This is a genomic window from Stenotrophomonas sp. 107298_Sma (assembly GCF_056480345.1).
In genome coordinates this window covers 4731883-4756527 of record NZ_CM151094.1, presented here as the reverse complement: position 1 = coordinate 4756527, position 24645 = coordinate 4731883, and the positions used below count along the sequence as shown (strand labels likewise).

Sequence of the window (24645 nt, the reverse complement as noted above, 5' to 3'; positions counted from 1 at the left end):
CAGCAATAATCGTCCGGTGGCCGGGGCATGGACGCGACAAGGCGCCCAAACACAGGCCGGAAAGGGGGGGAAATGGATGGCTCAGACTACCACCGAGCGCAGGGCTTCGGAATGCTTGTCCCCTACTTATTCACAAAAACATCCACAGCTATTGCACAGGCCGGTGAATTCGCGTAGCTCCAAGGGGTTGACGCGGGGTGGGGTACCTCTCTAAAATTTCCGGTTCTTTCCGTCCCATTCATACGAGAGGCCCACATGGCCACCAAGCGCACCTTCCAGCCCAGCAACCTCAAGCGTAAGCGCGACCACGGCTTCCGTGCCCGTATGAAGACCGCTGACGGCCGCAAGATCCTGTCGCGTCGCCGCGCCAAGGGCCGCAAAGTCCTGAGCGCCTGATTGCCATGCCGCATCCAGCGGCAGACGCAATCCATTCGACAGTGAATACTGCAGACCCGCGCAAGCGATTCCCTCGCTCTGCGCGGGTTCGCACGCGTGCCGAATATTCAACGGTCTTCAACGGCGCCCGCCGTGTGTCCGATCCGCTGATGACCCTGCACTGGCTGCCGGCTGACCGGCCGGCCAGGCTGGGTCTGGCGGTTTCCCGCAAGGTCGATCCGCACGCCGTTGGGCGTAACCGGATCAAGCGCGTCCTGCGCGACGCCTTGCGTCAGACACGAACCGATATGCAGCCAGGCGACTTCGTCGTCGTGGCTCGTAGTGCTGCGCGTAACGCCAGCAACGACGATATCCGCCAGGCCTTCCTGCGCCTGTTGCGGCGCCTGCGTGCATTGCCCACGCCGGGCGTGGACGGCACAATGCCGCCGCCTGATGGCATCGCAACTCCCTCTTTGACCGAGCCGGCACCGCGTTCCGGCACCGCTGAGCCTGCCCGCTGATGAACCAGACCCGCGTATTCCTTATTTTTGCCTGGCTGATGGTGGCCGTGCTGCTGTGGATGGAGTGGAGCCGCGAAAAGGCTGCCCCGACCCCGGCACCGGCGACCACGTCGGCTCCGGCCGCTGCACAGAATGTTCCGGGCGCGACCCCGGGCAGCGTACCCAGCGCGCAGGTTCCCGGTGCCCCGGGTCAGGCCGCAGTACAGGCCCAGGCCAGCGCCACCCCGTCCGCACAGACCGTGACCGTCACCACCGACGTGCTGCGCCTGAAGCTCGATGGCGGCCGCGTGCTCGACGCCGAACTGCTGCAGTTCCCGCAGAGCAAGGACGAAGGCAGCCCGCCGGTGCGCCTGCTGACCGAAGATCCCGCGCATCCGTACAGCGCGATCAGCGGCTGGGCCAGTGAAGACAAGAACACCCCCGTCCCCGGCGCTGACGGCTTCAAGCTGGTCGGCGACACCAAGGACTTCGTGTTGGCCAAGGGCCAGAACGAACTGCAGATCCCGTTCGTGTGGACCGCCGACAACGGCGTGACCATCAAGCGCACCCTGACCGTCTCCCGCAACGAATACGCCGTTCGCTTCAAGGACGAGGTCAGCAACACCGGCGCCGCGCCGTGGAACGGCTACGTCTACCGCACACTGGACCGCAGCCCGACCATCCTGTCGCGGAGCATGACCAACCCGGACTCCTTCAGCTTCAACGGCGCCACCTGGTACGACAACGACAAGAAGTACCAGCGTCGTGCGTTCAAGGACTACCTGGAAGACGGCACGCTGAACCAGAACATCACCGGCGGCTGGCTGGCGATGCTGCAGCACCACTTCTTCACCGCCTGGATCCCGCAGAAGGACCAGACCGCACACTACGTGCTGTCGCAGGTGGCCGGTCGTGACCTGATCGAAGCGCGTGGCCCGGCATTCACCGTGGCCCCGGGCCAGTCCACCAGCACCGAAGCCCGCCTGTGGGTCGGCCCGAAGCTGGTCAACCTGATCGCCAAGGAAGACGTGCCGGGCCTGGACCGCGTGGTCGACTACAGCCGCTTCTCGATGATGGCGGTGATCGGCCAGGGCTTGTTCTGGGTGCTGAACCAGGTGCACAAGCTGGTTGGCAACTGGGGCTGGGCGATCGTCGGCCTGGTGGTGCTGCTGAAGCTGGTGCTGTACCCGCTGTCGGCGACCCAGTACAAGAGCGGTGCCAAGATGCGTCGCTTCCAGCCGCGCATCGCGCAGCTGAAGGAACGCTATGGCGATGACCGCCAGAAGTTCCAGACCGCGATGATGGAGCTGTACAAGAAGGAAAAGATCAATCCGATGGGCGGCTGCCTGCCGATCCTCATCCAGATGCCGATCTTCTTCGCGCTGTACTGGGTGCTGGTGGAATCGGTCGAACTGCGCCAGGCGCCCTGGTTCGGCTGGATCCAGGACCTGACCGCACGCGACCCGTACTTCATCCTGCCGGTGATCAACGTGGCGGTGATGTGGTTCACCCAGAAGTTGACCCCGGCACCGGGCATGGACCCGATGCAGCAGAAGATGATGCAGTTCATGCCGCTGGTGTTCGGCGTCATGATGGCCTTCATGCCGTCCGGTCTGGTCCTGTACTGGGTGGTCAACGGCGGCCTGGGCCTGCTGCAGCAGTGGTGGATGACCAAGCGCCACGGTGGCGAGCCGGTTCCGGCCACCACCGCACCGGCCCCGGTCAAAAAGAAGTAATCGGTAGAGCCGGCCGCTGGCCGGCTGACCTCAGCAAAAGCCCGCCGCAAGGCGGGCTTTTCGCATCCGGCGTTAGAATCGCCGGCACACACACCGTTCCTGCATCCATCGAGTCCGCCATGCCGCGTGCGTCGTCGTTCCGCCTGTTCCTGCCCTCGCTGTTGTTGACCCTGGTCGTTGCCGGCTGTGGCGACAAGGACGCGAAGGCGCCGGCGACCACGGTCACCCAGCCCAGCGCGCAGGCCGCGGCCGCCGCCGATCCCGCGGCTGCGCCGTTGCTGGCTGTGTTGCAGAAGCAGCTGGATGGCTACCGACGGATCATCGTGCTGCTGGCCGACGAAGAAGGGCAGTCGGCCGCCGACCGCAGCACCTCCACCCAGATTGGCCAGCAACTGTTCCACGATGGGCTGGAGCAACGCGCGGCCATCGCCGCGCAGTTCGACAGCCTGCTGCGCGGTTCCAGCCCGCAGCGCTTCGCCACCCTCGGCACGGTGCTGGATTACATCGAATCCGCACCGGAACTGTTCGATGCCGATCGCCTGGCCTTCCGCGAAGTACTGCGTGATCTGCACGAGCGGGTCGGTACCGATTCGTCGCTGCCGGCGGTGAAGCTGCACCAGCGCATCGGCGAGGACCTGGAGGCGCTCGACGAAATCGAACGCAACTACAATCAGGAACTGACCCGCATCTTCAGCCGCTTCGAGCGCACCCGCGCCATCGAGCTGAAGCGCGAGAAGTGGGATGACTACATCGCCCACCTGCACAAGGACTACAGCCGCGAAGCGATCCTACGCGACTACGGGGTGATCGAGCCGTACCCGATGTCAATGAAGGACAGCGACCGCGAGATCTTCGGCCGCGACCTGCCAGCCAAGACAGTGGTGCTGACCTTCGACGATGGCCCGCACAAGGCCTACACCGATGAAGTGGTGGCGATCCTGAAGCGCTACGACGTGCCGGGTGTGTTCTTCGAAGTCGGCCGCAACCTCGGCAAGGTCGAGAGTGATGGCAAAGTCAGCCTCGGGCCGATGGCGAAGATCAGCCGCAGCCTGATGGAAGATGGGTACGCCGTGGGCAACCACAGCCTGACCCACGCCCAGCTGTCGCGTACCACCGGCGACGCACTGCGCCAGCAGGTGCTCGACACCGATACGCTGCTGAAGGATGTCGACAGCAAGCGCGCACCGCTGTTCCGCTTCCCGTACGGCGCGCGCAATGCCGAAGGCCTGCAGCTGCTCAACGAGGCCGGGCTGAAGTCGATCATGTGGAACATCGACTCGATGGACTGGGCCGACCCGGTGCCGGAGTCGATCGTGCAACGCGTGCTCGACCAGGTGAACAAGGAACAGCGCGGCATCATCCTGTTCCACGACATCCACGATCGTGCGGTGAAGGCGTTGCCGCAGATTCTCGACCGGCTGATCGCCGACGGCTACCAGTTCGCCGGCTGGAATGGCCGTGAGTTCACTGTCGCCCGCGCGCGCAAGGGCGAGGCCAGTGCCGCCACCGTCACCACCGGCTACGAGAAGTCGTGGGCGATCGTGGTCGGCATCGACACCTACGCCAAGTGGCCGAAGCTGGAATACGCCAGCCATGACGCACAGGCGGTGGCCGATACCCTGACCGGGCAGTTCGGCTTCCCGTCCTCGCAGGTGATCGTGCTGAAGAACGAGCAGGCCACGCGCAACAACATCCTCGCCGCCTTCCACGACCGCCTGGCCGATGACCGCACCGGAAAGAACGACCGCGTGTTCGTGTTCTTCGCCGGCCATGGCGCTACCCGCCAGCTCGCCTCCGGGCGCGACCTCGGCTACATCATCCCGGTGGACTCGGACCCGAAGGAATTCGCCACCGACGCCATCGCGATGACCGACATCCAGAACATCGCCGAAAGCATGCAGGCCAAGCACGTGATGTTCGTGATGGATGCCTGCTACAGCGGCCTCGGCCTGACCCGCGGCGGCCCATCGTCGTCGTCGTTCCTGCGCGAGAATGCGCGTCGCAGCGCGCGGCAGATGCTGACCGCCGGTGGTGCGGACCAGCAGGTGGCCGATGCCGGCCCGAACGGCCATTCGGTGTTCACCTGGGTGCTGCTGCAGGCGCTGGCCGGCAAGGGGGACCTCAATGGCGATGGCCTGATCACCGGCACCGAACTGGCCGCCTACGTGGCGCCGGCGGTGTCCGCGGTTTCACACCAGACACCGGCCTTCGGCAGCCTGCCCGGTTCGCAGGGCGGCGAGTTCGTGTTCCAGGTGCCGGACAGCCAGGAATTCCTCAATGCCGACACGCGCCAGCTGACTGCCGATGCGATCGCGCTGAACAGCAAGGTGGATGCCGCCAGCGAAGCCAAGGGCAGCCAGGCACCGGTGACCGTGGCCGACCTGCAGGGCGGCAAGGCCAAGCTGGTGGTGCCCACTGCCGGACCTGCCTCCGACCGCCAGCGCGCGCAGCAGGCCAATGACCGTGGCCTGCAGCTGTACCGCGAGAAGCAGTACGACGAAGCAGTGGCGCAGTTCACCGAAGCGCTGAAGCTGCGCCCGGACTTCGCCCAGGCTGCCAACAACCTGGGCTTTGTCTACTACCGTCAGCAGCGCTACGCCGAAGCCGCGCGCTGGCTGGAGAACACGCTGAAGATCGACCCCTCGCGTGCGGTGGCCTATCTCAACCTGGGCGATGCCTACTTCAACGCCGGCGACAAGGCCAAGGCGAAGCAGGCTTACACCACCTACCTTGCGCTGCAGCCGCAGGGCAGCGGCGCAGCACAGGCGCGCGCGCAGCTGGAGAAACTCTGAGCCATGAACGAAGCGATCCGCACCGATACCATCGTGGCCATCGCCAGCGCACCGGGCGCTGGTGGTGTCGGCCTGCTGCGCCTGTCCGGTCCGCGCGCCGCGGCCATCGCCAACGCGCTGGGCGCGCCTGCACTGCGCCCGCGCCACGCGCATTACGCACGCCTGCGCGATGCCGACGGCGAGGTCATTGATGATGGCATCGTGCTGTGGTTCCCGGCACCGAACAGCTTCACCGGCGAAGAAGTGGTGGAACTGCAGGGCCATGGCAGCCCGGTGCTGCTGCAGCAACTGGTCGCGCGCTGCATCGCGCTCGGTGCACGCCAGGCGCGGCCGGGTGAGTTCAGCGAACGGGCGTTCCTCAACGGCAAGCTCGACCTGGCCCAGGCCGAGGCCATCGCCGACCTGATTGCCGCCGGTGACAACCGCGCCGCGCGCGCTGCACGCCGTTCGCTGGACGGCGTGTTCTCGCGCCGCATCGACGCGGTGATCGAGCAGTTGGTACTGCTGCGCATCCATGTGGAAGCAGCCATCGACTTCGCCGACGAACCACTTGATACGCTTGGTGGGGCACAGGTACGGCGTGGGCTGGAGCAGGCGCGCAGCGACCTGGCCTTGCTGCGCCGCGATGCAGAACGCGGTCGTCGCCTGCGCGATGGCCTGCACGCGGTGCTGATCGGCCCGCCGAACGCGGGCAAGAGTTCGCTGCTGAACGCCTTGGCCGGCAGCGAGCGTGCCATCGTCACCGACATCGCCGGTACCACCCGCGACACGCTGCGCGAGACCATCCGGCTGGATGGCCTGGAACTGACCCTGGTCGACACCGCCGGCCTGCGCGATGGCGGCGACGCCATCGAACGCGAAGGCATGCGCCGCGCCCACGTGGAAATCGAGCGCACCGACCTGGCGCTGATCGTGCTGGACGCGCGCGACCCCGTTGCAGGTGAAGCCGCGCTGGGCGAAGCCGTGGCCGCGGTGCCGCACAAGGTCTACATCCACAACAAGTCGGATCTCTTGGATGCGTTGCCGGCACTGGACGATCCTGATCGCGTGTTCGTCTCGGCTGCGACCGGCGCCGGGCTGGAAGACCTGCATGCGCGCCTGCGCAGCATCGCCAGTGCCGGGGCAGGGGAGCAGGTGGAGGGCGAATTCTCCGCACGCACCCGCCACGTCGATGCGATCGAGCGTGCGCAGGAACACGCGCAGCGCGCGGATGGCGAGCTGGCGCACGAGCACCTGGAGCTGGCGGCCGAGGAGCTGCGTCTGGCGCACGACGCGCTGGGCGAAATCACCGGGCAGATGAGTGCCGATGATCTGCTGGGAAGGATCTTCTCCAGCTTCTGCATCGGCAAGTAACTGTAGAGCCGAGCCCATGCTCGGCTGGGGCAGCACCTCGGGGTCAGATCCCCGAAGGGATCTCTGACCCCGTCATCGATCAATCGCGCGGCTCACGCTCTGGTAGGTGCCAACCTTGGTTGGCACAGGCCGTCTGGGGTCGTGAACGCCCGCTGGCAGAGCGCCGACCAAGGTCGGCGACTACCGGATACATGAGGCCGGGCCCCCTTCGGGGATCCGACCCCAGCTCCCCCAACCTGTCACATTGCCGCCGCATACTGACGCCCATCACATACCGCTTGGGGAAGTCGCAGTGAAGTCGTGGGGTTGTGCATTGCTGTTGTCGCTGGCCGTGGCACCATCGGTGGCCATGAGTGCTGAATCCTCCACCCCGGCCGCGCACAAGGTGTCGGTCTATGGCCATCGCGGCGCAAGCGCGCTGCTGCCCGAGCACACCCTGGCGGCCTATGCGCAGGCCATCGCCGATGGCGCCGACTACATCGAACCGGACCTGGTGATGACCAAGGACGGGGTGATGGTGGCCCGCCACGAGAACGAGATCAGCGGCACCACCGATGTCGCCTCGCATCCCGAATTCGCCAGCCGCCGGACAAGCAAGGTCATCGACGGGCAGAAGGTCGAGGGCTGGTTCACCGAAGACTTCACCCTGGCCGAGCTGAAGACACTGTACGCGCGCGAGCGCCTGCCGGAATTGCGCAGCACCGCTTACGACGGCCAGTTCCGCATTGCCAGCCTGGACGAGATCCTGGCCTTCCTGGTGCAGCAGGCCGGTCGTGCCAACCGCGGCATCGGCCTGGTGCCGGAGATCAAGCACCCGACCTACTTCCAGTCGGTCGGCCTGCCGATGGAAGACAAGCTGCTCGCCGCGCTGCGCGGCAATGCCTATACCAACGTTGGCCCGGTTACCATCCAGTCGTTCGAGACCGCCAACCTGCGCTACCTGCGCGGCAAGATCCCGCGTGGCAGCAACATCCGCCTGCTGCAGCTGCTGTGGAAGGGAGACACCCAGCCGGCCGACATCGTCAATGCAGGCGGCAAGCTGACCTACGCGCAGATGATGACCCCGTCTGGGCTGAAGGACATCGCCGTCTACGCCGACAGCATCGGCCCGGAACTGCGCTCGATCATTCCGCTGGACGCCAAGGGCGCACTGGGGACGCCAACCACGCTGGTACAGGATGCACATGCGGTGGGCCTGATGGTGATCCCGTACACCTTCCGCCCGGAGAATCATTTCCAGGCCAGCAACCTGCGCAGGGGCGCCGACAACGCGCGCAACGCGGAAGGCTCGATCGCCGAGATGCGTGCCTATCTGGCAACCGGCATCGATGCCTTCTTCACCGACGACCCGGCATTGGGCCGGCAGGCGGTGGATGGGATGGGCGCGGCGGGGAACGCGGCGAACTGACCCGCTCTGGTAGATGCCAACCTTGGTTGGCACACGGCAGGAGTGCCGACCAAGGTCGGCCACTACCGGGTCATGAAAATGCCGGGTGGGGTCGGAGCCCCTACGGGGATCCGACCCCGTTACCGTTTCAACCGCGCGGCTCTTCCGGCCGGCGGAACGGGATCACCACGTAGTCCTGCCCCTCGCGCGGCTGCCACAGCACCGGCACGCGCTGCGGCGACGGCGGCTCGAGTTCGTCGTCGGACAACGGCTCGATCGCGTCCTCTTCGTCTTCCCAGCTGTAGCGCTGGCGTGGCGGCAGCGGATCGGCGTTGCGGAACAGCAGCGCGGCAATGATGCCGGCGAAGGCGCCGCCCATGTGCGACTGCCAGGACACGCCGTCGGCGTGCGGCAGGATGGTCATCAGCATGCCGCCGTAGAACAGCATGCCGATCAGTCCGGTGGCGATTGCTGCGCGGTCGCGGCGCAGCAGGCCGAGGCTGGCCAGCAGGAACATCAGGCCATGGGTCACGCCGCTGGCACCCAGGTGCACGCTGCCCGGATTGCCGAGCATCCACGCGCCGATCCCCGAGCCCAGCCACAACAGCGGCAGCGCGCGAAGAGTAGCCCTGGGGTAGACGCTGCCGGCCAGGGTACCGAGGATCAGGATGGCGATGCTGTTGGCGGCGATGTGCTCGACCGAGGCATGCAGCAGCGGGCCGCCGATCAGGCCAAGCAGGCCCTTCGCTTCCAGTGGCGCAACCGCCCATGGCCGCCAGTCGAACGAGCCCTGCAGTGCGAACACGGCGATCAGTACCAGCACCGCGGCCAGGCTGACGTTGAACGCCCGCAGGATACGCATGCGGTCATTGCGGGGGGCTGGCGCGTCGCCAGCGGGCAGGGGCGCGTTGCTGTTCATACCTCAGCAATGGCGGTGACTGGCGCGAAACCAAGGCCACCGCCGCGGGAGAGTGGGGTGCGGCCGGCGGGACAATCCCGTCGGCCGGCCGTGATCAGGCGTGGCCGGAGCCTTCCTTCGGCGGGTATTTCAGGCTCAGCACCACAGTCGCGGCGATGATCACCGCCACCACGCCCAGCGACACCGGGGTCGGGATCTTGAACAGGTCGATGATCATCATCTTGATGCCGATGAAGCCCAGCACCAGCGCCAGACCGTACGGCAGCAGGTGGAAGCGGTCGGCCATGCCAGCCAGCAGGAAGAACATCGCGCGCAGGCCCAGCACCGCGAACACGTTGGAGGTGAGCACAATGAACGGGTCGGTGGTGATGGCGAAGATCGCCGGGATGCTGTCCACCGCGAAGATCACGTCGGTCACCGCGATCAGGATCAGCACCGCGAACAGCGGGGTGAACCAACGCACGCCGTCGCGCTTCACGCTCATTGCGTTGCCGGCGTAATCCGGGAGCAGGCGCAGGTGCTTGCGCATCCAGCGCAGGGCGGGGTTTGCCTCCAGATCCGGCTCCTGGCCGGCGGCGAACCACATCTTCCAGCCGGTGAACAGCAGGAAGGCACCGAACACGTAGAGCAGCCAATGGAACTGGGTGATCAGCACGCTGCCGGCGAAGATCATGACCGTACGCAGCACGATCGCGCCCAGGATGCCGATGATCAGCACCTTCTGGCGCTGCTCCTCCGGCACCGCGAAGTAGCTCATGATCATCAGGAAGACGAAAATGTTGTCGACGGCCAGCGCCTTCTCGACCAGGTAGCCGGTCAGGAACTCGAGGCCGACCTTGTTGGCCACGACCTGGCCGGCGGTCTCATTGAGGTAGTACCAGAGGCCGGCGTTGAACAGCAGGGCCAGCGCGACCCAGCCGATGGACCACCACAAGGCCTCCTTGAAGGTGACCTTGTGTGGTCCACCATGGCGCATCAATACGAGGTCGACCAGCAGGGCGATGATCACCACTGCTCCGAAGCCGCCCCACAACCACACGTTACCGATCGTCTGCATTGGGAATGTCCGTTGGAAAGATGAATGCCAGGCCGGACGGCGAGGATCTGCAACGGAGGATCGGGAGGGGGATCCAGGGACAGAGCTTCGCCAGTACGGCGAAGGTCTCGCTCGCAGTTCCAGTCGGCTGGAACTGCCGTTGCACCGGAGCCTGCGGGCTCGAAATGACGGCGACAACGTCTGGGAGCTACTCCCCTTCTGGCGCCGATTCTGCGGCCTGGCCGGGCCGCCGTCAAATGGCGGGTGACCGGGGTCGGATCCCCAGAGGGGCTCCGACCCCCGTCCCGTGCCCCCGCTCTGGAAGGTGCCAACCTTGGTTGGCATCCCCGCCGGGGTCAGAGCCCCCGCGGGATCTGACCCCGGCGCCCGGTTTACAATAGGTGGATGAATACCCCCCTTCCGATTGTCCGCCTCAAGAATGCGTGGCGTTCCAGCCACCCGTGGATCTTCCAGAAACTGGTCGAGAAGCCGACCGTCCGGCCCAAGCCCGGTTCCATCGTCGACGTGGTCGGCGTGGACGGGGAGTTCATCGGCCGCGGGTTCTACAACGGGCACTCGCGCATCGCCGTGCGCATCCTCGAAACCGATCAGAACGTGCCGGTGGATGCCCGCTGGTTCTCGCGCAAGATCGCCCAGGCCGTGTCGCTGCGCCGTGAGGTGCTGAAGCTCGATGCGGTGTCCGACGCCTGGCGCGTGGTGCACAGCGAAGGCGACGGCCTGTCCGGCCTGGTGGTGGACCGTTACAACGATCTGGTGGTGGTCGAGTTCTTCGCCGCCGGCATGTTCCGCCATCGCGAATGGATCTACGAAGCGCTGCGCGAGCAGTTCCCGGGTTGCCGCTTCCACAGCTTCGCCGACGAGCACGTGCAGAAGCAGGAGAGCTTCGACTTCCACGGCAACACCACCACCGAAGCGTCGGTGATCACCGAGTACGGCATCAAGTTCCGCGCCGACCCGGCCGGTGCCCACAAGACCGGTTTCTTCGCCGACCAGCGTGAGAACCGCGAGTGGCTGAGCCAGCAGGTGGAAGGCAAGAGCGTACTGGACCTGTGCTGCAACACTGGCGGTTTCGCGGTGTATGCGGCGGCGCGTGGCGCTTCGGAAGTGGTCGGCATCGACATCGATGAAGACGTCATCCAGATCGCCAAGGGCAATTCGCGCCTGAACAACGTGCGCCCGAAGTTCGTCCAGTCCGACATCTTCCCGTGGCTGCGCGATGCTGCCAACCGCGGCGAACAGTACGACGTGGTGATCCTGGACCCGGCGAAGATGACCCGCGACCGCGACCAGGTCATCACCGCGCTGAAGAAGTACCTGGACATGAACAAGCTGGCGCTGGGCGTGGTGAAGCCCGGTGGCCTGTTCGCCACGTTCTCCTGCACCGGCCTGGTGGCCGAGGACCAGTTCCTCGACATGCTGCGTCGTGCGGCGTACTTCTCCGGCCGTACGATCCAGATCCTGAAGGTGGCCGGCGCCGGCCCGGACCATCCGTTCATGGCCCACGTCCAGGAATCGCGTTACCTGAAGGCCGTGTTCTGCCGCGTGGTCGACTGATCGCGTGATGCCGTAGCGCCGGGCGCGGCCCGGCGCTACCCAATGCGTGGCCGCAGCGCTATGGTCGGGCTCTTCCCATTCGCGGTGAGAGCCCATGCCTTCGTTGCGCCATCTGTCCGTCGTGCTTGCTCTGGCGCTGTGCGCGCCGCTGTCCGCCCACGCCATCGAGTTCAGTGCGCAGGAACTGGCCCGCGCCAAGGCCCTGCAGCAGCGCCTGGTCACTCTCGACAGCCACTTGGACACGCCGGCCAATTTCGGCCGAACCGGCTTCGACATCGAGCAGCGCCACGACCGCAACGCGCTGTCGCAGGTCGACTATCCGCGCATGGTCGAAGGTGCGCTGGACGGCGGTTTCTGGGCGATCTACACCGATCAGGGGGACTGTAGTGCCGCTGCGCACCTGGCCGAGCGCGACCACGGCCTGCAGCGGCTGCTGCAGATCCGCGAGATGCTGGCGGCCAACCCCGAGCGCTTCGCGCTGGCACTGACCGCCGATGACGCCGCGCGGATCAAGGGCGCCGGCAAGCGCGTGGTCTACATCAGCATGGAAAACGCCAGCCCGCTGGTGGCCGATCCCAGCCTGCTGTCCTTCTACCATCGCGCCGGCCTGCGCCTGCTCAGCACCGTGCACTTCGCCAACAACGAGTTCGCCGATTCGGCCACCGACCCCAAGGGCGCGGAGTGGAAGGGGCTGAGCCCGACCGGCAAGGATCTGGTGCGTCAGGCAGTGAAACTGGGCATCGTGATCGACCAGTCGCACGCCTCCGACGCCGTGTTCGATGACCTGTTGGCGATGATGCCGGTGCCGTTCGTGCTGTCGCACAGTTCGGCCAAGGCGGTCTACGACCATCCGCGCAACCTGGATGACGCGCGTCTGCGCAAGCTGGCCAAGGCCGGTGGCGTGATCCAGGTGAATGCCTATGGCGGTTACCTGATTGACACCGCGAAGACGCCGGAGCGCAAGCAGGCCGAGGAAGCGCTGAGCAAGCAGCTGGGCGGCTGGGAAGGGATGGGCATCGAGCAGGGCGTGCAGCTGCTCAAGGCCGAGCAGGCGCTGGATCACGAGCATCCGGTGCGCCACGCCAGCTTGGATGACTTCTTCGCCCACTTCGAGCACATCCTCAAGGTGGTCGGTCCCGAGCACGTGGGCATCGGCCTGGACTGGGATGGCGGCGGCGGCCTGAGCGACCTGCCCGATGTCAGCCAGCTGCCGAAGATCACCGCGTGGCTGCTGCGCAAAGGCTATACCGAGAAGCAGATTGCCGGCATCTGGGGCGGCAACCTGCTGCGGGTGATGCGTCAGGCGCAGGATTACGCGGCAAAGCAGGGCGGCTGAGCGCCCTGCGTGCATCCGGAATTCCGCCGGGCATGGCCCGGCGCTACCGGTGATCCGTTTATTTCGCGATCAACGCGTGGCGGCGGCTGTACAGGAAGTACAGCACCAGGCCGGCCACGTTCCACAGCAGGAAGTACAGCTGGGTGCGGTGCGGCAGGCTGATGAACAGGTAGATGCAGCCCAGCGCGGCCAGCGGACCGACCACGAAGGCCAACGGCGTGCGGAAGCTGCGCTCACGGTCCGGTTCGCGCAGGCGCAGCACCACCAGGCAGATACCCACCGCAGTGAACGCGGCCAGGGTACCGGCGTTGGCGAGTGCGGCGATCTCGTCCAGGCGCGCCACGCCGGCCAGCGCCGACACCACCACGGCGGTGAACAGCGTGGTTGCCACCGGCGTGCCGGTGCGTGCGTTGACCTTGGACAGGCCGCGCGGCAGCAGGCCATCGCGGCTCATCACGAAGAAGATGCGGCTCTGGCCATACAGGAAGGCCAGCAGTACGGTCGGCAGGGCGATGATCGCGATCACACCGATCACCATTGCTGCAGTCGGGTGGCCGAGCTGGCGCATGATCAGCGCCAGCGGCTCGGCGCTGTGGCCGAACACGGCGTAGCTCATCGCACCCACGGCCGCCAGCGCGACCAGCACGTAGACGATGGTGCAGCCGATCATCGATCCGATGATGCCGATCGACAGGTCGCGGCTGGGGTTCTTGGTTTCCTCGGCTGCGGTGGAGATCGCATCGAAGCCGTAGAAGGCGAAGAAGATGATCGCCGCTGCTGCCATCACACCGTGCTCGACGCCGTCAGGGCCCATCGACTTGGCAAAGCCATACGGCATGAACGGCTGCAGGTTGTTGCTGTCGAAGGCGGGAAGGGCCACGGCCACGAAGATGGCCAGCGCGATCAGCTTGAACACCACCAGGATGGCGTTGAGGGTGGCGCTTTCCTTGGTGCCTGCCATCAGCATCAGTGCCACCAGCCAGGTGATGACGATCGCCGGCAGGTTGATCATGCCGCCTTCCACGTGCGGGCCGGCAGCCAGCCAGGCAGGCAGCTGCACGTTCCAGCCGAACTGGGTGTGGACCCATTCGAGGAAGCCGACGAAGTAGCCCGACCAGCCGACCGCCACCGTACTCACCACCAGCGAGTACTCCAGGATCAGGCTCCAGCCCACCACCCAGGCGAACACTTCGCCCAGCGCGCTGTAGCTGTAGGTGTAGGCGCTGCCTGCGGCCGGCATCATCGTCGACAGTTCGGCGTAGGACAGCGCCGCGCAGGCGCACACCGCACCGGCGATGGCAAAGGAGATCAGCACCGCCGGGCCGGCCAGGTTGGCGCCGACGCCGATCAGCGTGTAGATGCCGGTACCGACGATGGCGCCGATACCCAGCGCGATCAGGTGCGGCCAGCTGAGGGTCGGGACCAGGCGCCTGCCGGCTTCGTGGACGGTGACGGAATCTAGGGACTTGCGCCGGAACAGGGACATGCAGGCCTCGGAAGGGGTGACTGAGAACGACAAGTTCCCGAGTGTGACCGAACGCAGCGCAGCATTACCACTGACGGGGGTCATACCCGGCAAGACGCGCGCTGCACCGCGACCAGGCTGCCGGAATCGGCATAAAGGGAGGCCAGTCCGATCCTGGCTCAGGAGGCGCCGGGCCAGTGGCAGCCGTCTTCCTGCCAGGCCTCGATGTCATCGTGGAAGGAGGTGCGACGGCCATCGCGGGCGCGTTCGTAGCGCAGATCCAGCACCAGCGCCCCCTGCGTGCTGATCGTGTAGCGACCGTTGAGGCGGCCGTCGACGTGCTCTTCCCAGACGCTGTCGAACTGGTAGGGGCGGTCTTCGGCCAGCACCGTGGTCTCCATCGAAACCCGGCGCAGCAACAGGCGTTCACGCTGCCCGGCATAGCGAACGTCGGCCTGGCCGTCATCCAGCCAACGCCATTCCAGATGGATGCCGTCATTGCGGCCGCCGCTCAGGCAGCGATGATCCTGCGCGGTGGCCGCTGGGGCGGCACCAGCCAGCAGCAGCAACGGCAGGGTGAAGCAGGCCAGGCGGGCCATCCTCTCGCATCCTTCCAGCAGGGGCTGCCAGCATAGCGCCGCTGCCGCGACCTCAGCGCGCGCGTGGGCGCAGGCGGGTGCCCCCGCTCATCAGCATTCGCGGCAAAGGCATCTGCAGGAAATCGTGCGGGAATGCCGGCGCGACCGCACTGAATGCATCGAGGCGGGTCAATGCCTCGGTCGGCAGCTCCAGATCCAGCGCGATCAGATTGTGCTCGAACTGTTCCAGAGTGCGGGCGCCGATGATCGGCAGCGCATCCGCACCGGGTCGTCGCAACAACCAGGCCAATGCTACCTGCGCAGGGGAATGCGAAAGATCGGCGGCGATCTTCTGAACTTCATCGGCAATCTGCAGCGAACGGGATGTCAACGCGCCATTGATCAGGGCCACGCTGCGGCGCGATCCGCCCGGCGTGGCCTGCAGCGCGTCGGCGCTGGCCAGATCGGCCGTGCTGTACTTGCCGGTCAGCACGCCGCTGCCCAGCGGCGACCACGCCACCACGCCCAATCCCAGCGCGTCGGCCATCGGCAGCAGTTCGTGTTCGACGCTGCGCTGGATCAGGCTGTACTCGATCTGCAGCGCCACCAACGGCGACCAGCCGCGCAGGTCGGCCAGGGTCTGCATGCGCGCGATCTGCCAGGCCGGCGTATCGGAGATGCCGGCGTACAGCACCTTGCCGCTGCGGACCAGGTCGTCGAAGCCACGCATCACCTCGTCCACGCCCGTGGTGTCATCCCAGGCGTGCAGGTACAGCAGATCCAGATAGTCGGTACCCAGCCGGCGCAGGCTGTCCTCCACCGAGCGCAGCATGCTCTTGCGATGGTTGCCGGCGTTGTTCGGGTCGCCGGGCACGGTGGCCAGGGTGTACTTGCTGGCGATCACCAGCCGGTCGCGCTGCCCTTGGACGAAGCGGCCGAGCAGGGTCTCGGCGCTGCCATTGGTGTAGTTGTTCGCGGTATCGACGAAGTTGCCGCCCCGATCGACGTAACTGTCGAAGATGCGGCGGGCCTCGGCTTCGTCCGCGCCCCAGCCCCAATCGGCGCCGAAGGTCATCGTACCCAGCGCCATCGGGCTGATTCGCAGGCCGGAGCGCCCGAGCAGGCGATAGTGGTCCAGCGACATGGGAGGTCTCCATTACAGGAAGGCGGGCGTGCCGCCGGGAGGCACAGCATCCGCCGCCCGATCCTGTGGATAAACTGGATGGAACCGGACTCACCATGAAGAGTGGCTTCACAATGGATCCCTCCGCCCCCTTGTCGGCAGTGGTCGCCTTCGTCCACGTTGCCGACCATGCCAGCTTTACCCGTGCCGCTGATGCGCTGGGCGTCTCCACTTCCGCGCTGTCGCAGAGCGTGCGCGCGCTGGAAGCGCGGATGGGCGTGCGCCTGCTGCAGCGGACCACCCGCCGGGTCGGCCTGACCGAGCACGGCGCGCGCTTCCTCGAGCGCGTGCGCGGCGGACTGGCACAGATCGAATCGGCGTTTGCTGATCTCGACAGCGCGCGTGCGGTGCCGGCCGGCAAGCTGCGCGTCACCCTGCCACGCATCGTTGCCGAGCGCCGGGTGCTACCGGCCCTGCCTTCGTTCCTGGCGCGCTACCCGCAGGTGGATGTGGAACTGTGCGTGGAGCCGGCGCTGACCGATCTGGTGGCCGAGGGCTTCGATGCGGGCATCCGCCTTGGCGAGTCGCTGGCACGCGGCATGATCGCGGTGCCGATCGGGCCGCCGGAACGGCAAGTGGTGGTGGCCACGCCCGACTACTTCGTGCAGCACGGCATACCCGCGAGCCCGCACGACCTGCAGGGCCATCCGTGCATCGTCCATCGCCGTGCCAATGGCCGGCTGATGCCCTGGGAGTTCAGTCGCGATGGCCACGACATGGAAGTGGAGGTTGATGGGCGGCTGGTGTTCAACGATGCCGAACTGGCTTATGCCGCAGTGCTGGCCGGGCTCGGCATGGCGCAGGGGTTCGCGTCACTGGTGGCCGATGATCTGGCGGCAGGGCGGCTGCAGGCAGTGCTGCAGGACTGGCAGCCGCTGTTCCCCGGCTTCCACCTGTACTACCCCGCCCGCGAGCACATGGCGCCAAAGCTGCGGGTGTTCATCGACCACCTGCGCGCGGAAATGCTCGGCGGGTAGAGGCCAGCCTCATGAACGCCGATGGCGCCAGCGCCGACCAAGGTCGGCGACTACCGGATCCCGCGCTCTGGTAGAGGCCAACCTTGGTTGGCAGACGTGGCGTCGAGCCTGCTCGTTTGCGGTTTCATCCGTTCAGCCCCAGCCGGATGCCGAACCCCACCAGGAACAGGCCAGCCACGCGGCGCAGCGCATCGCTGATCCGTGGGTGCTGGATCAGGCGGCGACGGGCCAGGTTGCCGACCCCGATCAACATCGAGCAGTAGGCGATGCTGACCACCAGGATGATGCCCGCCAGCGCTGCGAAGGTAGCGATGCCCTGGTGCGCCTTGGGATCGATGAACAACGGCAGGAAGGCCATGTAGAACAGGATCGCCTTCGGATTGAGCAGGCTGACCAGGATCGCCTGCTGGAAGTAGCGGCCCGGCTGCATGCGGATCGGGCCGGCGTCACCGCCGTCATGCTTGGGCGTGCGCAGCAGGCTGATGCCCACCCACACCAGGTAGGCCGCACCCAGGTACTGCACCGCGTGGAACACCAGCGGGTTGGCCTTGAGCAGCGCGGCAACGCCGGCCAGCGCCAGCCACATCAGGATCTGATCGCCGACCAGCAGGCCGGCCAGCGCGGTGTAGCCGCCACGCACGCCGCCACGGCCGGTGGCGGTCAGCAGGGTGAAGGTGCCGGGGCCGGGCAGGGCAAGGAACACCAGCACGGCGACCAGAAATGTCCACAGGTCCTGGATGCCCATCCACGGCATGGCGGCGTTCTCTTGTTACGGGGGGCCGCCATTGTCGGCCAGCACCGGGATTGGCGACAGGGGGCGGGTGAGATCACTGGGCATGCCAGACAGCAGTGGTTGCAGGTGCTGGCGCAGCTGCGCGTGCAGTTGTCGCACGGCCGGCGAGAACTGCTTGCGGTGCGGGCATACCAGCTGCAGCGGGATGCTGCTGCCAACACCGTCCAGCAGCAGCTGCAGGCGCCCGGCCAGCACGTCCTCGCGCAGGTCCAGCCAGGACTTGTAAGTGATGCCTTCGCCGGCCACCGCCCAGCGTCGCACTACATCGGCGTCGTCGCAGACCAATGGGCCGCGCACCGGCATCACCACGCGGCGTCCATCCACGTCGAACGACCAGCGATCGTAGGCGCGGCCACCGAGCTGGTAGACCAGGCAATCGTGCTCACGCAGATCCTCCAGGCGGGTGGGCGTGCCACGCCGCTGCAGGTAGTCGGGCGAGGCCGCGAGTACGCGCCGATTGCCTTCCAGCAGGGGCAACGCCACGTAGCTGGCGTCGTCGAAGTGGCCGATGCGGATCGCCACGTCGACCGGGTCGCGGAACACATCGGCCACTTCGTCGGACAGGCGCAGGTGCAGGCGCAGCCGCGGGTGCGCAGCGCGGAAGGCGCTCAGCCAGGGCAGCAGCAGGTTGCGGCCGAGGTCCGAGGGAGCCGACAGCTGCAGGGTGCCGTGCAGCTCGGTGTCCTCGCCCTGCACGCGCGCCTTGCCCTCGCGCAGGGTGGCCAGCACCTCCTGCGCGTACGGCAGGTACAGCGCGCCCTCGCCGGTCAGGCGCAGGCTGCGGGTGGTGCGCACGAACAGGCGCAGGTCCAGCTCGCGTTCCAGCCGCGCCACAGCTGCAGCCACCTGGCCGGGCAGCAGGTCGGCCTCGCGCGCGGCCTGCGAGAAGCTACCCAGCGCGGCAGTGCGGACGAACAGCTGCAGATCGTCGAAGCGGATCATCTTCATTGCCAGAGTGAAAGTGCTGACCGATTCTGCGCCTTTCTGCGGGAGCGCGCGCGGCGCAACCTGTCGCCTCCTTCCCCACTGGACCGCTGCCATGCGCGCCATTGCCTACACCCAAGCCGGCCTGCCGATCGATGATGCCCGGGCCCTGATCGACATCGAACTGGAGCTGCCGCAGCCCGGCCCGCGTGATCTGCGGGTGGCGGTGCACGCGGTGGCAGTGAACCCGGTCGACACCAAGGTCCGCCGCGGCGTGGCCACCGATGGCCCGCGCGTGCTGGGCTGGGATGCGGTCGGCATCGTCGACGCAGTGGGCAGCGAGGTCACACTGTTCCAGCCTGGCGATGCGGTCTACTACGCCGGCGTCATCGACCGCCCGGGCAGCAATGCCGAGTACCAGCTGGTGGACGAGCGCAGCGTCGGCCGCAAGCCGGCCAGCCTCGACGATGCGGCCGCCGCCGCGTTGCCACTGACCGCAATCACCGCCTGGGAGCTGCTGTTCGACCGCCTGCGCATTCCCGAGGGCGGCGGCGAAGGGCAGGCCCTGCTGGTGATCGGTGCTGCCGGTGGCGTTGGTTCGATCCTGGTGCAGCTGGCGCGCCGCCTGACCAAGCTGACCGTGATCGGCACCGCCTCGCGCCCGGATACCCAGGACTGGGTCCATGCGATGGGCGCGCATCATGTGATCGACCATAGCCTGCCGCTGGCCGAGGGCCTGGCCCGGCTCGGCATCAGTGAGGTACAGCACGTGGCCAGCCTGACCCATACCGACCAGCACTACGCGCAGATCGTGGAACTGCTGGCGCCGCAGGGCCAGCTGGGGCTGATCGATGATCCGGGCCAGGTCGACGTGATGGCGCTCAAGCGCAAGGCACTGTCCCTGCACTGGGAATCGATGTTCACCCGACCGCTGTACAAGACCGCCGACATGCAGCGCCAGCATGACCTGTTGAATCGGGTGGCCGAGCTGATCGACGGCGGTGTGCTGCAGACCACCCTGGGCGAGCACTTCGGCCGCATCGATGCCGCCAACCTGCGGCGTGCCCACGCGCTGCTGGAAAGCCATCGCGCCAAGGGCAAGATCGTGCTGGAAGGCTGGTAAGGCCCGGTTTCTCCTGTAGAGCCGAGCCTGCGCTCGGCTCTACAGCGCTTCATCCACGCATGGCGTGGATCAGCCGTGTCGACCAAGGTCGACACCTACCAACAGCTGCGGAAGCCACTGCTCAGGCCACACCGTTGTCGACGTGGGCGGCGAAACCCGGCTGCTGGCGCAGGCGTTCGAACCACGCCGCGAGGTGTGGCAGCACGGGCTTGTTGCCAGGCGTGCTGCGCCAGCGTTGGGTCGACAGCCCGAGCACGATGTCAGCGAGAGTAAAGGTGTTGCCTGCCACGTAGCCGTCGGTAGCGCCCAGCTGTGCATCAAGCACCGCCATCAGCCGGTTCCACTGCACCAGGCTGGCCTCGGCGCGGGCGTCATCCGGATAGTCCGGATGCTGGCGCACGCGCGCCATGAACACCTGTCGCCAGGCACTGTTGAGGTCGCTGGCCTGCCAGTCCATCCATTGCTCCACCCGTGCACGGGCCTGCGCCGCGGCGGGCAGCAGGTCCTCGCGTCCGGCGCGCGTGGCCAGGTAGCGGCAGATGCTGTTGGATTCCCACAGCACGAAGTCGCCATCGCGCAGCACCGGGACCTGCCGGTTCGGGTTCAGCGTGGCCAGCAGCGCCGACGATGGCGTCGGTTCGTGGTGGAGCGGGAGATCCAGCACGGCGCCCAGCCACAGTACCTTGCGGACGTTGATCGAGGTCGCCTTTCCGTACAGGGTGAGCATGGTCCTGACGCAGCAGTTGAGACTCGGCCAGCCTACACTTGCCCCATGCAAACCGAATATCTGCTTATTGGCGCCCTTCTATTGGCCGTGCTCATCCTGCAGCTGGTCGCCCTGCTGCGCCGCCCGCCGCACGATCGCCTGGAACAGGCGGTGCGTGAGGAAGCGCGCTCCGGGCGCAGTGAACTGCGTGAACAGCTCGATGGCTTCGCCCGCGCGCTGACCGATCTGTCCACCCGCACCGACCAGCGCCTGGACCTGCTGCGCGAAGCGCTGGGCGAAGACGCGCGCAAGGCGCGTGCCGAAGCGGCCGAGAGCCAACAGCGGGGCGCGGCGTTGATGGGACAGCGCCTGCAGGAACTGCGCGCGCAGCTGGAAGTGTTCGGCCAGCAGCAGGAGGCCCGCATCCATGCCTTTGGCCAGCAGCTGCAGGAACTCACCGGGCGCACCGATACCCAGCTCGGCGCGCTGCGCCAGACCCTGGTGGACGATGCGCGCAAGGGGCGCGAGGAAGGTGCGCAGTCGCAGCAGCGCCTGACTGAAAGCCTGGGCCTGCGCCTGCAGGAACTGACCCAGCGCAACGAACAGCGCATCGCCGAGATGCGTACGACCCTCGAAGAACAGCTGCGCGCGCTGCAGAACGACAATGCGCAGAAGCTGGAGCAGATGCGCCACACCGTGGATGAGAAGCTGCAGTCGACGTTGGAAACCCGCCTGGGCAATTCCTTCAAGCTGGTCTCCGAACGCCTGGAGCAGGTGCAGCGCGGCCTCGGCGAGATGCAGCAGCTGGCCACAGGCGTCGGCGACCTCAAGCGCGTGCTGACCAACGTCAAAAACCGCGGCAGCTGGGGCGAAGTGCAGTTGGAGAACATTCTCGAGCAGACGCTGACCCAGGAGCAGTACGCGCGTGCGGTGAAGGTGCGCCCGGACAGCGGAGAGATGGTTGATATTGCGGTGCGCCTGCCGGGTCGCAGCGGCGACGACACGCCGGTGTGGTTGCCGATCGACTCCAAGTTCCCGCGTGAGGACTACGAGCGGTTGCTGGACGCGCAGGAGCAGGGCGACGCCGAGGGTGTGCGCCTGCAAGGCATCCAGCTGGAGCGCGCGGTACGCGTGCAGGCGAAGTCGATCTGCGACAAATACATCGCGCCGCCGCACACCACCGACTTCGCGGTGATGTTCCTGCCCACCGAAGGCCTGTATGCCGAAGTGATCCGGCGCCCGGGCCTGGTTGATCTGCTTCAGCGCGAGCACCGCGTGGTGGTGGCCGGGCCAACCACGGTCACCGCCCTGCTCAACAGCCTGCAGATGGGCTTCCGCACGCTGGCCATCGAGCAGCGTTCCAGCGAGGTGTGGAGCCTGCTGGGCGCGGTGAAGAGCGAGTTCGGCAAGTTCGCCGGCATCCTGGAAAAGGCCGAGAAGCAGATCACCACGGTTGGTCGCAGCATCGGCGAGGCCAGCCGCAAGACGCGTACGATCGAACGGCGCCTGCGTGGCGTGGAGTCGCTGGCATCCGAACAGGCGCAGTCGCTGCTGGGCGATCTGGCCGAGAGTGATGCGGCGGGCGAGGACGAAGGCAGCGACGGCGACACCGACGAGGCCTGAGTCACGCGGATACGCCGCCTGCATCGTCGATGCGTATGCTGGCGGCCTGTCCGTCTCGATCAGGTACCGCCATGCGCCTGTGCCTCTGTACCAGCCTCGTCCTGACCGCGTTGCTTGCCGCCTGCAGCAGCGCACCACCGGCTGCCGATACGGCGGCGACACCTGCCGCAGCCACCAGTCCTGAAGCAGCCGAGGCGTACCGCGAAGCGCGTGACGTCGACTGCCAGGCAGCGGGTGGCACCCTGCAGCGGCTCGGCCGGCTGCAGCGCGAGCAATGCGTGATTCCCCATGCTGATGCCGGCAAGGCCTGCAGCCGCAAGAGCGACTGCACCGGCCAGTGCCTGGCCACGGGCGAAGTGGCCGCCGGCAGTGCCGCCACCGGTACATGCCAGCGCGATGCCAGCCAGAACTTCGGTTGCCGCCAGCGCATCGAGGATGGAAAGGCGCTGGGCACGATCTGCGTGGATTGATCGTAGCGCCGGTCGCAGGCCGGCAACCGCATGAACCCTTGCGAACGGTCGCACGATTGCCGGCCAGCGGCCGGCACTACCGGCATCGCGCGGCGCTATGCTGGTGGGCCATTCCCCGCTGTTGCCGGAGCCCCCGCGTGAGCACCCCGATCCAGGACATTTCCCTCACCACCATTGACGGCCAGCCGTCCTCGCTTGCCGACTACCAGGGCAAGGTGCTGCTGCTGGTCAACGTCGCCTCCAAGTGTGGCCTGACCCCGCAGTACGAAGGCCTGCAGGCGCTGTATGCGGAAAAGCACGCGCAGGGCCTGGAAGTGCTGGGCTTCCCCGCCAACAACTTCCTCGGCCAGGAGCCGGGCAGCGAGGCGGAAATCCAGCAGTTCTGCCAGCTCACCTACGACGTCAGCTTCCCGATGTTCTCCAAGATCAGCGTGGCCGGTGACGACACCCACCCGCTGTACCAGCAGCTGACCGCCGCACAGCCGCAGTCGATCGGCGAAGGCCCGCTGCGTGAGCGCCTGGCCAGCAAGGAGATCCCGATCCATCCGGCACCGGCGGTGCTGTGGAACTTCGAGAAGTTCCTGATCGGCCGCGACGGCAAGGTCATCGCCCGCTTTGCCCCGGACGTGGCCGCTGACGATGCGCGCGTGCGCGAGGCCATCGAGGCAGCGCTGGCAGCCTGAGGAAAGCGTGCCAACCAAGGTTGGCACCTACCGGAGAAGAATCTCGCTGGAAAAGAAAACCCCCGCCGAGGCGGGGGTTTTCATGCGTCGATGGAAGGACTCAACGAGTCCACTGCGGCATCGGCATCGCATCGACCGGGATCGGCGAATTGGCGTCGTCGTGACCACGGTCGCGCTTGCTGCGCAGATCGTTCTCGATCTGGTAGTTGCGGCGCTGCATCCACGCGTCGCGGACCAGCGAGTACTCGTCCACGGCGGTGTCGCGAAGGTCGTCGATCGCCAGCAGCTGGGCGCGGGTATCGACCAGCTGCAGGCCCTGCAGGCCGATACGCAGCTTGTCCTCTTCGATGCGGCGGATCGGCGACAGCGGAATGTCACCGGCCAGGCCGAACACATCGCGCACGGTGCGCGGGCCGAAGAACGGCAGTTCCACGTAGCGCGAACGACGCCAGCCCCAGGCACCCAGGGTCTGCCCGAAGTCTTCATTGCGACGCGGCACCATCGCCTTGCTGGCCGGATCGAACAGGCCACCGATACCCAGCGTGCTGTTCATCAGGAAGCGGCCCAGGCTGTCCCAGGCATCGCCACCGCGGCCCTGCAGCAGCTGGTTGGTGATGGTCACCGGCGCACGCAGGTTGCTGAAGAAATTGCTGACACCGGTACGCGCGAAGCGCGGCACCACGTGGGTATAGGCGGTGGCCAGCGGGCGGGCGATGCCGCGGTCAACCGCGTTGTTGAACTTGTGCACCTTGCGGTTGAACGGTTCCCACGGGTCGTAGGCCGCTGCACTGCCGGTGTTGCCGGCACCACCGTAGAGGGCATCGAAGTCGTCGTCACCGCCCGGTGCGGTGGCGGCTGCAGCCTTCGCAGCGTCGGTGTCGGCGCTGGACGCGGCCGCTGCCTGAGGCAGACTGGCCGCAGCCGGCGGGCTTGCGACGGGTGCGGCCGAGCCGGCTTCGGCCGCTGCGGTATCGACGGCAGGGGCCTCGGCGGTGGTGCTGGCCGGGACCACGGTGCTGGCCACCGGTGCATCGCTGCGCGCGGGTTTGCCGGCGCAGGCGGTGAGGGCGGTGGCCAGGACGATCAGGGGGAGAGTGCGTACGACGTTCAT

General features: G+C 66.9%; 22 protein-coding genes. 13 read left to right on the top strand and 9 right to left on the bottom strand.

What is annotated here, in order from left to right:
* Window positions 1-255 precede the first annotated feature (255 nt).
* The 6 genes from rpmH (at window position 256) to ACZK2G_RS21860 (ending at window position 8164) form a co-directional block, all read left to right on the top strand.
* Window positions 256-396, top strand: coding sequence for a 50S ribosomal protein L34 (rpmH, locus tag ACZK2G_RS21885; protein ID WP_006404565.1), 141 nt, complete (start codon window positions 256-258; stop codon window positions 394-396).
* 5 nt (window positions 397-401) lie between these two features.
* Complete coding sequence (gene rnpA, locus ACZK2G_RS21880; protein WP_006404563.1) at window positions 402-896, top strand: ribonuclease P protein component; 495 nt, start codon at window positions 402-404, stop codon at window positions 894-896.
* Window positions 896-2611, top strand: a complete 1716-nt coding sequence (yidC, locus tag ACZK2G_RS21875) for a membrane protein insertase YidC (RefSeq protein WP_253077910.1) — start codon at window positions 896-898, stop codon at window positions 2609-2611. The genes rnpA and yidC overlap by 1 nt, the downstream gene beginning before the upstream one ends.
* A 119-nt stretch (window positions 2612-2730) precedes the next feature.
* A complete protein-coding gene (locus ACZK2G_RS21870; RefSeq protein ID WP_478474353.1) occupies window positions 2731-5403 on the top strand; it encodes a polysaccharide deacetylase family protein in 2673 nt (890 codons plus the stop codon).
* Window positions 5404-5406: 3 nt separating this feature from the next.
* A complete protein-coding gene (mnmE, locus tag ACZK2G_RS21865; RefSeq protein ID WP_046983839.1) occupies window positions 5407-6756 on the top strand; it encodes a tRNA uridine-5-carboxymethylaminomethyl(34) synthesis GTPase MnmE in 1350 nt (449 codons plus the stop codon).
* A gap of 292 nt (window positions 6757-7048) precedes the next feature.
* On the top strand, window positions 7049-8164 hold the full coding sequence (locus tag ACZK2G_RS21860) for a glycerophosphodiester phosphodiesterase (RefSeq protein WP_046983838.1): 1116 nt from the start codon (window positions 7049-7051) through the stop codon (window positions 8162-8164).
* A 127-nt stretch (window positions 8165-8291) separates the two neighbouring features.
* Here the strand turns inward: ACZK2G_RS21860 and ACZK2G_RS21855 are convergent, their stop codons facing one another.
* Both ACZK2G_RS21855 and ACZK2G_RS21850 read right to left on the bottom strand, forming a co-directional pair.
* Window positions 8292-9062, bottom strand: a complete 771-nt coding sequence (locus ACZK2G_RS21855; RefSeq protein ID WP_478474351.1) for a rhomboid family intramembrane serine protease — start codon at window positions 9060-9062, stop codon at window positions 8292-8294.
* Window positions 9063-9156: 94 nt separating this feature from the next.
* Window positions 9157-10119, bottom strand: coding sequence for a TerC family protein (locus tag ACZK2G_RS21850; protein WP_012512556.1), 963 nt, complete (start codon window positions 10117-10119; stop codon window positions 9157-9159).
* A gap of 384 nt (window positions 10120-10503) precedes the next feature.
* On the opposite strand from ACZK2G_RS21850, the gene ACZK2G_RS21845 reads away from it, so the two are divergent.
* Both ACZK2G_RS21845 and ACZK2G_RS21840 read left to right on the top strand, forming a co-directional pair.
* The gene (locus tag ACZK2G_RS21845; RefSeq protein WP_478474349.1) at window positions 10504-11673 is read left to right on the top strand and encodes a class I SAM-dependent rRNA methyltransferase; all 1170 of its coding nucleotides are present in this window, start codon (window positions 10504-10506) and stop codon (window positions 11671-11673) included.
* Between the two features lie 94 nt (window positions 11674-11767).
* Entirely contained in the window at window positions 11768-13009 is a 1242-nt protein-coding gene (locus ACZK2G_RS21840) for a dipeptidase (RefSeq protein ID WP_478474347.1), read from the top strand.
* Window positions 13010-13067: 58 nt separating this feature from the next.
* Here ACZK2G_RS21840 and ACZK2G_RS21835 read toward each other — a convergent pair whose 3' ends face one another.
* The 3 genes from ACZK2G_RS21835 to ACZK2G_RS21825 all read right to left on the bottom strand — a co-directional run bounded on the left by ACZK2G_RS21835 (window position 13068) and on the right by ACZK2G_RS21825 (window position 16196).
* Complete coding sequence (locus tag ACZK2G_RS21835; protein ID WP_046983834.1) at window positions 13068-14495, bottom strand: amino acid permease; 1428 nt, start codon at window positions 14493-14495, stop codon at window positions 13068-13070.
* A gap of 158 nt (window positions 14496-14653) precedes the next feature.
* Complete coding sequence (locus ACZK2G_RS21830; RefSeq protein ID WP_046983833.1) at window positions 14654-15073, bottom strand: hypothetical protein; 420 nt, start codon at window positions 15071-15073, stop codon at window positions 14654-14656.
* 52 nt (window positions 15074-15125) lie between these two features.
* Entirely contained in the window at window positions 15126-16196 is a 1071-nt protein-coding gene (locus ACZK2G_RS21825) for an aldo/keto reductase (RefSeq protein ID WP_478474345.1), read from the bottom strand.
* Window positions 16197-16309: 113 nt separating this feature from the next.
* Between ACZK2G_RS21825 and ACZK2G_RS21820 the strand changes: the two genes are divergently transcribed.
* Window positions 16310-17212, top strand: coding sequence for a LysR family transcriptional regulator (locus ACZK2G_RS21820; RefSeq protein WP_136639521.1), 903 nt, complete (start codon window positions 16310-16312; stop codon window positions 17210-17212).
* 124 nt (window positions 17213-17336) lie between these two features.
* On the opposite strand, the gene leuE is transcribed toward ACZK2G_RS21820, so the two are convergent.
* Both leuE and ACZK2G_RS21810 read right to left on the bottom strand, forming a co-directional pair.
* A complete protein-coding gene (gene leuE, locus ACZK2G_RS21815; RefSeq protein ID WP_046983831.1) occupies window positions 17337-17966 on the bottom strand; it encodes a leucine efflux protein LeuE in 630 nt (209 codons plus the stop codon).
* A gap of 15 nt (window positions 17967-17981) precedes the next feature.
* Window positions 17982-18953: a LysR family transcriptional regulator gene (locus ACZK2G_RS21810; RefSeq protein WP_478474343.1), complete on the bottom strand. Its 972-nt coding sequence runs from the start codon at window positions 18951-18953 to the stop codon at window positions 17982-17984.
* A gap of 91 nt (window positions 18954-19044) precedes the next feature.
* Between ACZK2G_RS21810 and ACZK2G_RS21805 the strand changes: the two genes are divergently transcribed.
* Window positions 19045-20052, top strand: a complete 1008-nt coding sequence (locus ACZK2G_RS21805) for a zinc-binding alcohol dehydrogenase family protein (RefSeq protein ID WP_295381811.1) — start codon at window positions 19045-19047, stop codon at window positions 20050-20052.
* Between the two features lie 121 nt (window positions 20053-20173).
* Here the strand turns inward: ACZK2G_RS21805 and ACZK2G_RS21800 are convergent, their stop codons facing one another.
* Window positions 20174-20779 carry a glutathione S-transferase family protein gene (locus ACZK2G_RS21800; RefSeq protein WP_253077902.1) on the bottom strand — a complete coding sequence of 202 codons (606 nt, stop codon included), beginning with the start codon at window positions 20777-20779 and terminating at the stop codon, window positions 20174-20176.
* 45 nt (window positions 20780-20824) lie between these two features.
* On the opposite strand from ACZK2G_RS21800, the gene ACZK2G_RS21795 reads away from it, so the two are divergent.
* The 3 genes from ACZK2G_RS21795 to ACZK2G_RS21785 all read left to right on the top strand — a co-directional run bounded on the left by ACZK2G_RS21795 (window position 20825) and on the right by ACZK2G_RS21785 (window position 23534).
* Entirely contained in the window at window positions 20825-22381 is a 1557-nt protein-coding gene (locus ACZK2G_RS21795) for a DNA recombination protein RmuC (RefSeq protein WP_046983827.1), read from the top strand.
* 71 nt (window positions 22382-22452) lie between these two features.
* Window positions 22453-22851, top strand: a complete 399-nt coding sequence (locus ACZK2G_RS21790) for a hypothetical protein (RefSeq protein ID WP_046983826.1) — start codon at window positions 22453-22455, stop codon at window positions 22849-22851.
* Window positions 22852-22988: 137 nt separating this feature from the next.
* On the top strand, window positions 22989-23534 hold the full coding sequence (locus ACZK2G_RS21785) for a glutathione peroxidase (RefSeq protein ID WP_046983825.1): 546 nt from the start codon (window positions 22989-22991) through the stop codon (window positions 23532-23534).
* A gap of 100 nt (window positions 23535-23634) precedes the next feature.
* On the opposite strand, the gene ACZK2G_RS21780 is transcribed toward ACZK2G_RS21785, so the two are convergent.
* Window positions 23635-24645, bottom strand: a complete 1011-nt coding sequence (locus tag ACZK2G_RS21780) for an MlaA family lipoprotein (RefSeq protein WP_046983824.1) — start codon at window positions 24643-24645, stop codon at window positions 23635-23637.